Source organism: Nostoc sp., from assembly GCF_036916975.1.
Lineage (GTDB): Bacteria > Cyanobacteriota > Cyanobacteriia > Cyanobacteriales > Nostocaceae > Nostoc.
In genome coordinates this window covers 1-9831 of sequence record NZ_JBALFF010000018.1, presented here as the reverse complement: position 1 = coordinate 9831, position 9831 = coordinate 1, and the positions used below count along the sequence as shown (strand labels likewise).

11 protein-coding genes are annotated in these 9831 nt (G+C 40.6%); 8 read left to right on the top strand and 3 right to left on the bottom strand.

Going from position 1 to position 9831, the window contains the following annotated elements:
• The first annotated feature begins 46 nt into the window (after window positions 1-46).
• From V7K73_RS03735 to V7K73_RS03720, 4 genes are all read left to right on the top strand, one after another.
• A complete protein-coding gene (locus V7K73_RS03735) occupies window positions 47-217 on the top strand; it encodes a hypothetical protein (RefSeq protein ID WP_334877256.1) in 171 nt (56 codons plus the stop codon).
• 38 nt (window positions 218-255) lie between these two features.
• Window positions 256-1077, top strand: coding sequence for a bifunctional hydroxymethylpyrimidine kinase/phosphomethylpyrimidine kinase (gene thiD / locus V7K73_RS03730; RefSeq protein ID WP_334877254.1), 822 nt, complete (start codon window positions 256-258; stop codon window positions 1075-1077).
• A 241-nt stretch (window positions 1078-1318) separates the two neighbouring features.
• Window positions 1319-1924 carry a cell division protein ZapB gene (locus tag V7K73_RS03725; RefSeq protein WP_334877252.1) on the top strand — a complete coding sequence of 202 codons (606 nt, stop codon included), beginning with the start codon at window positions 1319-1321 and terminating at the stop codon, window positions 1922-1924.
• Between the two features lie 358 nt (window positions 1925-2282).
• On the top strand, window positions 2283-2621 hold the full coding sequence (locus tag V7K73_RS03720; protein WP_229453600.1) for a P-II family nitrogen regulator: 339 nt from the start codon (window positions 2283-2285) through the stop codon (window positions 2619-2621).
• 276 nt (window positions 2622-2897) lie between these two features.
• On the opposite strand, the gene rdgB is transcribed toward V7K73_RS03720, so the two are convergent.
• Together rdgB and V7K73_RS03710 are read right to left on the bottom strand one after the other, a co-directional pair.
• Entirely contained in the window at window positions 2898-3476 is a 579-nt protein-coding gene (gene rdgB, locus V7K73_RS03715; protein WP_334877249.1) for an RdgB/HAM1 family non-canonical purine NTP pyrophosphatase, read from the bottom strand.
• A 105-nt stretch (window positions 3477-3581) separates the two neighbouring features.
• Window positions 3582-5018, bottom strand: a complete 1437-nt coding sequence (locus V7K73_RS03710) for a phosphoglucomutase/phosphomannomutase family protein (RefSeq protein ID WP_334877247.1) — start codon at window positions 5016-5018, stop codon at window positions 3582-3584.
• A 486-nt stretch (window positions 5019-5504) separates the two neighbouring features.
• Here V7K73_RS03710 and V7K73_RS03705 point away from each other — a divergent pair, with 486 nt between their 5' ends.
• The 4 genes from V7K73_RS03705 to V7K73_RS03690 all read left to right on the top strand — a co-directional run bounded on the left by V7K73_RS03705 (window position 5505) and on the right by V7K73_RS03690 (window position 8173).
• Window positions 5505-6230: a pyridoxine 5'-phosphate synthase gene (locus V7K73_RS03705; RefSeq protein WP_334877245.1), complete on the top strand. Its 726-nt coding sequence runs from the start codon at window positions 5505-5507 to the stop codon at window positions 6228-6230.
• 164 nt (window positions 6231-6394) lie between these two features.
• Window positions 6395-7114: a SnoaL-like polyketide cyclase gene (locus V7K73_RS03700; RefSeq protein ID WP_334877243.1), complete on the top strand. Its 720-nt coding sequence runs from the start codon at window positions 6395-6397 to the stop codon at window positions 7112-7114.
• A gap of 65 nt (window positions 7115-7179) precedes the next feature.
• Window positions 7180-7509, top strand: coding sequence for an MgPME-cyclase complex family protein (locus V7K73_RS03695; protein ID WP_334877241.1), 330 nt, complete (start codon window positions 7180-7182; stop codon window positions 7507-7509).
• Window positions 7510-7912: 403 nt separating this feature from the next.
• A complete protein-coding gene (locus tag V7K73_RS03690; protein ID WP_334877239.1) occupies window positions 7913-8173 on the top strand; it encodes a MoaD/ThiS family protein in 261 nt (86 codons plus the stop codon).
• Between the two features lie 250 nt (window positions 8174-8423).
• Here the strand turns inward: V7K73_RS03690 and V7K73_RS03685 are convergent, their stop codons facing one another.
• Window positions 8424-9737 (bottom strand): hypothetical protein, encoded by a 1314-nt coding sequence (locus V7K73_RS03685; protein WP_334877238.1) that lies wholly within the window; start codon window positions 9735-9737, stop codon window positions 8424-8426.
• Window positions 9738-9831 lie beyond the last annotated feature (94 nt).

The following is a 9831-nucleotide window of genomic DNA, read 5'->3' as shown; positions in this document are numbered from 1 at the left end:
GGAGTGCTGTTAATTTCCAGAGTTATATGGGAGTGGAGAGCGCTTTGTGCAAGGATTTGATGAAGTTTATCTAAAAATTTTTAAAGAAGCGATGCCTTCTTTACCAAGCGCTACCCCTAACAGGATTTTCAAGTCAGGTTCTCGTATTTGTGGTTGTGCTCAGATAGGAGGCTGGAAAGAAGAGGGTTTTGGTCTAGTTCATCAATCTTTGAGATAGTTTGGTTTGATGATCCCAATTTAGTTAATCTTCATAATATGAACACTGAAATAAACTCCAGAATACCCGTTGCTTTGACTATTGCGGGTTCAGATAGCGGTGGCGGTGCAGGAATTCAAGCTGATTTACGGACTTTTGCTTTTCACTGTGTCCACGGTACTAGCGCTATAACCTGCATCACGGCACAAAACACTTTAGGAGTGAAAAGGGTTGATGCCATGCCAACAGAGGCTGTTGTGGCGCAAATTCAGGCAGTAGTTGAGGATATTGGCATACAAGCTGCCAAGACGGGAATGTTGCTCAATCAGGAAATTATCTTTGCTGTTGCCCAGCAGGTGGAAGCTTTACAAATCGATAATTTAGTAGTTGATCCAGTAATGGTGTCACGTACAGGAGCACAATTGATTGATGATGATGCTGTGAAGACTCTATGCCAAGCCCTGATTCCCAAGGCAATTATGATCACGCCGAATCGCTACGAAGCCCAAATTTTAAGCGGTTTACAAATTAATTCTTTGGAGGATATGCAAGCTGCTGCTGAAATTATTCACAAGACTTTGCGGACGAAGGCTGTTTTAGTCAAGGGCGGAGGTATGCAGGGAGATTTGCGTGGTGTTGATATCTGGTTTGATGGGGACAAGTTGGAAGTTTTGACTTGCCAGCAAGTAGAGACAAAAAATACCCACGGTACTGGTTGTACACTATCGGCTGCGATCGCTGCTAATTTGGCCAAGGGAACAGACTTGTGGCAGGCTGTGAAACAGGCAAAGGAGTATGTAACTACTGCACTCACTTACGCCCTAGATATTGGCAAAGGGCAAGGTCCTGTAGGACATTTCTTCCCATTGTTACGAAATTAAGCTTATCAAGGGGATTGGGGAGGCAGGGGGAGATGAGGGAGATGAGGGAAAAATCAATTCAAAATTCACGCATTCAAAATAAAGAACTTCTGCCTTTTGCCTCCTCTTTCCCAATTCCCGATAATAAATCTTTGCCCTTTCGCCATTTTTCTATTATTCTTGGGCATAGTTTCAGGGCTGACTATCTTTGTTAGCATCTCTGTACGACTTGCTTATCTTGATTTTTAATACCAAGCCCCCGATGCGAACAACCATAGGTTCAGTTCACAGAAATTCGCCAACACCGACTACTCAAGCCTACCCTCCCTCTGTACCACTTTCTGTATACAGGGAATTGTCAACAGAGTTGCAAGCAGCACAGGCGAAGCTACATGCACTTACCACCAAAAACCAGCAATTAGCACAAGAAAATCAACTACTACGCCAAGAAATTACCAAAGTTCTTGAGTCTTTTTCTTATTTGCAAAAGTTAGTGGATTCCCATGCTACGCCTAGTTATCACCAAGTCCCCCAAGCTTCTGGTGAGGTTAAAAATGCCGCTATGCCAGTAACACAAGCACGTCCACGTCAGCAGGTTTCTCGTTCGCATCCACCCGTTATTCCCAAAACGCCACCCGAAAAAAGCCGCCGCCAAGACTTTTCTACACCTGTAATGGAAATGAATTTCCCGATATCAGAACCAGTTTATATAGAAGAGCAACAAGTAAGTTATTATTCCACTACTGAGCCAAATGCTAAGGGACTCAATGGCTGGTGGTTAATTATCACCATATTGTTAATCATGCTTACTGCCTTTAGTGCTGGATATTTCGTTGTGCGTCCCTTGTTTGAACATCAGAAACGTTAGTTAACACTCCCACAGTCAGCAGCACTAAGCTTTCGAGCTACCGAGCAAGTTCTCTACAATCACTCTCTAAAATATTTGAGCATATCTGTTAAATGGCGGAATTTATTTATTTTTAGGTTATAAAAGCTACATAAAATGCTAAATTGACGGTAACTTCTTTATGTTAGAACCTCAAAGATTATCCAATTAATAAATCCTTGCCGCTTTTCATGTCCCAAACCATCAGGCAAAGCATCTACACTTTAAAAAAGTGGTAATTTTTACATATATTTTAGGAAAAGCACTGCTAGTTACAGCTTCAGACAAAGGATCTGGTTAGATATATAAACGAAGCTAGTAGAAGTCAGGAGTCAAAAAGATGAAAAAAGTAGAAGCTATTATCCGCCCATTTAAGCTAGATGAGGTGAAAATTGCCTTGGTTAACGCTGGTATTGTCGGCATGACTGTTTCTGAAGTCCGGGGGTTCGGACGGCAAAAAGGCCAAACTGAACGGTATCGCGGTTCTGAGTACACCGTTGAGTTTCTACAAAAACTCAAAGTGGAAATTGTAGTTGATGACAATCAAGTTGATATGGTGGTGGACAAAATTATTGCTGCTGCCCGCACTGGTGAAATCGGCGATGGTAAAATTTTCATCTCGTCTGTTGAGCAAGTGATTCGGATTCGCACCGGCGAAAAGAACACAGAAGCAGTTTAAAAAAGTTAGGAGTTATGAGTTAGGAGTTATGAGTTGGGAGTTATGAGTTAAGAGTTATGAGTTAAGAGTTATGAGTTATGAGTGAAGATTTAGTAAAATTCATAACTCCCAACTCCCAACTCCCAACTCCCAATTTTTAACTCCCAATTTCTAACTTCTAACTTCTAACTTCTAACTCCTAACTCCTAACTCCTAACTCCTAACTCCTAACTCCTAACTCCTAACTCCTAACTCCTAACTCCTAACTCCTAACTCCCAACTCCCAACTCCCAACTCCTAACTCTTAATTTTCTCTAGCTGCGGAAGTAAAGCTGTAAAAGCCTTGCCTCGATGGCTAATTGATCCCTTCAACTCCCGTGTCATCTCAGCAAAGGTTAATTGCAACTCTTGTACATAAAAAATTGGATCGTAGCCGAAACCAGCATCACCACGCGGCGCATGAAGAATTTCGCCGCGACAAATACCTTTAGATTGTAATACGATCGCACCATCAGGACGAGCGATCGCTACTGCACAAACAAATTGAGCTTGTCGATTGACTTCGTTATCTAATTCTCTCAATACCCTAGCAATGCGTTCTGAGTCGGTTTTAGCGTAACGTGCAGAATATACCCCTGGTGCGCCATTTAGGGCATCTACTTGCAAGCCCGAATCATCAGCAATTGCCCAGTTTCCTGTAGCTTTAGCAATTTGTGATGCTTTTAGACAAGCGTTGGCGGCAAAGGTTTCGCCCGTTTCTTCAATTTCCAATTCTTCAGGTTTGAGGGTTAATTCCCAACCAGAATTTTCCAGATAAGCTTGCATTTCCCGCAACTTACCTGGGTTTCCTGTAGCTACTACGAGTAATGTCATCAATTACAAATTATTAGTTAGGAGTTAGGAGTTATTAGTTAGGAGTTAGCAGTTTGGAGTTTGGAGTTAATTAATTCCTAACTCCTAACTCTCAACTCTTCACTAATTTTACTCCGCCCAGTGTTTCGCCCAAGCAAGAGTTTGATGCACTTGCTCAATTGTCGGGGCTTCGCAGTACAAACGTAAAACTGGCTCAGTACCGCTAAATCGAATCATTAACCAGCTTTTATCAGCTAGGCGATACTTGTAGCCGTCGATTGTTTGACAATCTATTACTGGTAACCCGCCAATTTCTGTTAAGGGTTGAGTTTGTAGTTGTTGCAAAAGACGCGATCGCACTTCCATACTTGCTAAGGGTAAATCAATGCGATCGTAAGCTGAGGTAAACCCTGTTTGGTTCTGCAAGTAACGATAATACTCACCTAAATCCAAACCAGATTCTACAATTGCCTCTAGAACGTATAATGCTGACAGCAGTGCATCGCGTTCGGGAATATGACTACCATAGCCAATTCCTCCCGACTCTTCGCCGCCCAGCAAAACTTTTGCGATTAACATTCTGTCAGCAATGTATTTATAACCAACTGCTGTTTCAAATACCGATAGGTTATGTAGTGCTGCTACAAGGGGCATTAAGTCGGAACCACTAACAGTTTTGACTATTTCACCACTAAAGCCGCGCCGCAAGGTTAAATGATCGATTAATATCGGGATTAAGACTTGAGAACTCAAGAAGTTGGCTTCTCCGTCTACGGCCGCAATGCGATCGCAGTCTCCATCAAATACCAACCCCACCGTTAAACTTGATTTATCGGTTTCTCGGTGACTTTTGATGACTTCAAATAGCTTTGAAAGGTATTTAGGCAAGGGTTCCGGCGCACCACCACCAAATAGGGGATCGCGTTCTGAGTTGATTTCTTTGACTTGATTGCCTAGTAGTCTCGCCAATCCGCCAGCCGCCGCCCCATGCATAACATCGGCAAATAATGTCAATTTGCCAGAGGCGATCGCTTCTCGAATTTTGGCAATATCAACTTTAGCTTCTAATGCTTGCGTATAACTAGGCCAAGGATCAAATTTCTCTTGCTTCCCTGGAGTCGCTGCTAATGGTACTCCAACCGACAACTGCCCTTCTATCTCTTTTGTGACTTCTGACGGTACCGACCCACCAAAACAACCCTTGACTTTTAACCCTAAATATATACCTGGATTATGACTAGCTGTAATTACCAGCGCCCCTAAAGCATTGAGTTCTTTTGCTGCCCAACTATAAGCTGGGGTTGGGGCAAAGCTTTCGCTCAGTAACACATCAAATCCGACAGAGCTAACAGTTTCAGCAACAGCACGAGCAAAATCTTCGGCCATGAATCGGCGATCGTAACCGACAATTATTGTCCGGCTACCCACCGTAGAAAAATATGTATCATATAATACTTTTGCGGCAACTGGCGCGACCAGGGCTAGGCGTTCAAAGGTGAACTCGTCACCAATAACGCCCCGCCAGCCGTCTGTACCAAACTTGATTGAGTTAGCTACAACTGGCATCTAAGTATCCTAACTGTCTACTTGAGGATTCTAGCATTTATACAGTGTACAAAGTAAAAAAAGAATCTAGTAATAGGATGTAGTAATAATGTTTAACACTAAAATGGGCAAATTTGTGCATTGTAGAGATGCGATCGTCCCAGAATTCTGCTAATGATGCAGACATTGTTTCAAGTCATGTTTAAGTCCCATTAGAAGTTCGTTAATGAGTCTTTAAGACTTCGCAAACGCATATCAGAACTCCACTCCTGTGCCTTTTGCTATATTTAATCTTTACTTTCACCAAATAATTATTAATTCATAATTCATATTAAAAAAATGGCTACAGCAGCCCACAGTGAACTTTTAATCAGCGTGGTCTTAAAGAGCGTGGATTTAGCATCTCACACTGAGTGAAATTATGAATTATGAATTATGTTGATATGCAAGACCAGTATTTCCGGTAAAATCAAATTCTGAGGACTGTGGAGTTGGGAGAAATTTGGGGTGCCTACACTTGGCGTTAACATTGACCATATCGCCACCATCCGGCAAGCACGGCGGACAGTGGAACCAGACCCGGTGGCGGCGGGGGTGCTGGCAGAATTAGGGGGTGCAGATGGAATTACGGTGCATCTACGGGAAGATCGGCGGCATATTCAAGACAGGGATGTGCGTATATTGCGACAAACAGTGCGATCGCATCTTAATTTAGAAATGGCTGCTACAAATGAAATGCTAGCGATCGCTCTTGATATCAAACCAGATTATGTAACCTTAGTCCCCGAAAAGCGCGAAGAAGTCACCACAGAAGGCGGATTAGATATTACCCTCCAAATTGCTAGAATAGGTGAGATAGTCGATAAATTGCAAAGCGCTAATATTCCAGTTAGTTTATTTATCGATGCCGACATAGCACAAATAGAAGCATCTGTCAAGGTGCAGGCGCGATTTATTGAACTGCACACCGGACAATATGCTGAGGCTAAGGATGAAACAAATCGCCAGCGAGAATTAGCGATATTAGCTAAAGGGTGTGAACAAGCGATTAAAGCTGGATTGCGAGTTAACGCTGGTCATGGACTCACCTACTGGAATGTCTATCCGGTGGCTGCGCTTCCAGGTATGGAAGAACTGAACATCGGTCATACCATCATCAGTCGGGCAGCATTAGTAGGTATGGAAAGAGCAGTCCGCGAGATGAAACAAGCCATAAGAGGGAATAGGGAGTAGGGAATGGGGCTATTCAATTTTAGATTTTAGATTTTAGATTGAAATTTAATCCAAAATTTAAAATCTAAAATCTAAAATTCTTACTCCCCACTCCCGTATCTTAAAAGAGGGGTTGTCTACTGCGAAATCTAGAAATTGAGAGCAAACCTTCAGCAAAGACTTCTATGAGCGCAACACAGTCTAACAACCTGCCGCTTTGGGTACAGGATCGGGATAAGGTGATAGCAGAAAGCACTGATGTCGAGTGGCGCTATCAAACACCGCCTGATTATTCCCGTTCCAAAGAGAATCTCGCTCAAGAAAGTACCTATAATCACCTTGAAGGTACACTGGAAGCGATCGTGCAAAACTTGGTGCGAACCTTCGAGATGGAGGTATCCTTCAAAGCTAACCCGCAAGAGTGGTTATCTATTGTGAATGACAAATTTCGTGTAAGTACCAATGGTGGAGTCGAGTACACAGCGGCAGATTTATCAGCCCAAGGTACTTACAATTTATTTATGGCTGATTCAGAACATTACAAGTCTTCAGAAGAAAGCTTTGAATCATCCGCAAAAGTCTTCCACACAACATTTCCCCAAGGATTTCCTTGGGAAGTGCTGGAAGTTTTCTCAGGGCCACCAAATGTCACATTCAAATGGCGGCATTGGGGACATTTTAAAGGAGAATACAAAGGCCATGCACCTACTGGAGAGACAGTAGAAATTATCGGCATGAGCATTGCAAAAGTTACCGATGACTTGAAGGTTATTTCCTTGGAACACTATTTCGACAATAATTTGTTCTTGGAAAAGCTAACATCTGGTGGCAAACAGATAAATGCCCAAAAGCAGGGAAGTGCTTGTCCGTTCAGTTCTTGGTTCAATAAATTGCACAAGAGTTAGTTTTTAGGGGTACAGAGTGCAGCACTGTACCCTTAAATTATTCACATAGCAACCAAAGGATAAAAATGCAAACATATTATTACGTTTTGGCCAGTCAAAAATTTCTTCTCGATGAAGAACCAATACACGAAGTTCTCAAAGAACGCACCCGTCACTATCACGAACAAGAAAAACAAATAGATTTTTGGTTGGTTCAGCAACCAGCTTTCTTGGAAACACCCCAATTTAAAGAGTTAAAGGCGAAGTGTCCCCAACCAGCAGTAGCCATTATTTCTACTAATTCCCAATTTATTACTTGGTTAAAACTGCGTCTAGAGTACGTCATCACTGGTGAATTCCAAGCTCCTTCTGAGGCAATACCCGATCCCTTGGCATCGCTTACTACTGTTTCCTAATCTGGGTATGGGGCATTGGGAAAGAGGACTTGGGGACAAGGAGAATTGGGGATAAGGGGAAAGACTTGTTGCAAGTTTTCACCTCTTGTCAACTTGTCCCCCTCATGGGTAGATGTGCAATGCAAGCCGAAAATTGCAATATTAGTATAGCACTTACGCATCAAGTACGAAATGTAGGGGCAATTCATGAATAGTCCCTACGAGAAATCGAGGCTTTCAGTGCCTTGAAAGCGTAAGTCCTATAGTAGACGGCTCTGGAAGTGAGGTACTTGTATGCGTTTGGTTTAAATGCTTTAAAGGTTCTGTGAAGGAATAGTAATTTCTAAAAAGCCATGTCTGACTATATTTGACTATACAGAACTGAACTATTAAACTACTTGCTGGTACTGCCAAAGCATGTTATATGTCTAAATCTGCAATTACCGTTACCGTAAAATTGTTCGCTGCTTATCAAGAAGCCTTTAAGGTTTCGGAACTGGTGCTGGAATTTCCTAAAAGTATGCCAGTCAAAGCAGTATGCGATCGCCTCATAGCTGAACACCCCGAACTCTCACAATGGCGTGAGGTTACCCGCTTTGGAATTAATCTAATATTTGTCGAACCAGATACCTATCTACAAGATGGGGATGAAGTCGTGCTGATTCCACCAGTCAGCGGCGGCTAGCAAAAAAGTTATGAGTTAGGAATTAAAGATGCAAAACTTCTAACTCACAAGTACTGATTCCTCACCTTAATTAGGAATTTGTGGTACATACCTCGCCCCTTGTAAGCGTTGCGATTCAGATGCGGTACAACATTATATCGCCAGGTGTAGGGGCATGGCAGTGCCATGCCCCTACCGATGTACCTCACATAAACGAGAACCGCTATATTTAATTGCGAATTGGTTTAAGGGGAGGGTGAAAAACTACTGTTTAAGTAATAGCACTTATAATGCAGAATCCGATGCTAGTAATTGCGAATCTTTTTGAATGGATGCTTAAAGCTACGACTGCCAGCAGCACAGAGGAATACCAAGAGCAATACCAAGGAGCAGCAAACATAAATAATATTAAAGTAACCCATCCTATATTTATACTAAGATTAATTTCAGAATAATTTTTTTGCCAATATGGTTTTACCAAAATAATCAAATAAGAAACTACAAATATAGAAAAGATTATAGGTTTAATTATTGAGTATAAAGTATGTTGGAAACTTAGAGAAAAGTTTAGAATTTTTAAACTTAGTAAACTCTTAACCACAGCATATAATGAACCGCCTACTCTTTCTCCAACCCCAGGATTTAAAAGGCTTCTCCAAGCATCGACTGTAGGTAAAGCTATAACAGTGGTTGCAATAATTATAGCTAAACAGATACAAATAGCACTGGATAAAATTTTCCAACGTTGTTGCTTAATTAAATAAACAAAGATTAGAGGTAACCAAATAATTGGTAATGTTTTAATTAAAAAACCAATCCAAGCTGTCATAATCGCAGCTATATATTTATGGTTTTTAAGGCATATTATTAAAATAATTAAAACCGTAGAAATTAATATATCAAGATGTGCATTTGTTACCTGCTCATATAGCAAAAATGGGTTAACTAAATATGCAATTGTTATATTAGTTTTATGAGGAGATGTTTTTAAATGCCGCCATATTAACGAAGTATTTAATATATGGAATAGAAGACATATTAATTTAAATACATAAATTCCCAAACTAGGAGTAATTGCAACGAAAATAGCGGAAAACATAAAAAATATTTGAGATATAGGCCCATAAGTTGAAGTCTGTTTCCAGATCAAGAATGGAGACAACTTTGAGGTAAATGTGCTTGCAGAATTAAGAAAAGGATTAATTCCATTTAAATCCATCAAACCATAATGTATATATAGATTAATATCAGTGGTTACTGGATAACTTATGAAGGCAATTAACAAAAAGAATGAACTATTTTTTAGTATTTTTATAAAACTTATATCTTTTTTTTTGTTTTTGTTTATTATTAACCAGACAATATATATAATAATTAAGCAACGGTATTCTATACCTACTCTTATTTTGTTAAGAGTTTTAGAAAAGTCAGGTAAATATTGACCTGTGGAATTAGCTAAAGCCTCAAAATTAAAAGAATAAGCTCTAATTGCTAATTCAACACACAATATTAATGATAATATTATGGCAAAGCCTAACAATGTTTGGTTTTTTTTATGATTACTATAATTATTCAGATTTAGCATAACTATACAAAAATTATTTAATAAAGTTTTTACTTGTAAGTGGTGGCTCGTAGTTGCGCTTTAGCGCATCCGGATAAAGATGCGCAAAAGCGCA

Coding starts and splice junctions, on each gene's coding strand:
- thiD (WP_334877254.1), top strand. CDS start 256: ATGAACACTGAAATAAACTCCAGAATACCCGTTGCTTTGACTATTGCG.
- V7K73_RS03725 (WP_334877252.1), top strand. CDS start 1,319: ATGCGAACAACCATAGGTTCAGTTCACAGAAATTCGCCAACACCGACT.
- V7K73_RS03720 (WP_229453600.1), top strand. CDS start 2,283: ATGAAAAAAGTAGAAGCTATTATCCGCCCATTTAAGCTAGATGAGGTG.
- V7K73_RS03710 (WP_334877247.1), bottom strand. CDS start 5,018: ATGCCAGTTGTAGCTAACTCAATCAAGTTTGGTACAGACGGCTGGCGG.
- V7K73_RS03700 (WP_334877243.1), top strand. CDS start 6,395: ATGAGCGCAACACAGTCTAACAACCTGCCGCTTTGGGTACAGGATCGG.
- V7K73_RS03695 (WP_334877241.1), top strand. CDS start 7,180: ATGCAAACATATTATTACGTTTTGGCCAGTCAAAAATTTCTTCTCGAT.
- V7K73_RS03690 (WP_334877239.1), top strand. CDS start 7,913: ATGTCTAAATCTGCAATTACCGTTACCGTAAAATTGTTCGCTGCTTAT.
- V7K73_RS03685 (WP_334877238.1), bottom strand. CDS start 9,737: ATGCTAAATCTGAATAATTATAGTAATCATAAAAAAAACCAAACATTG.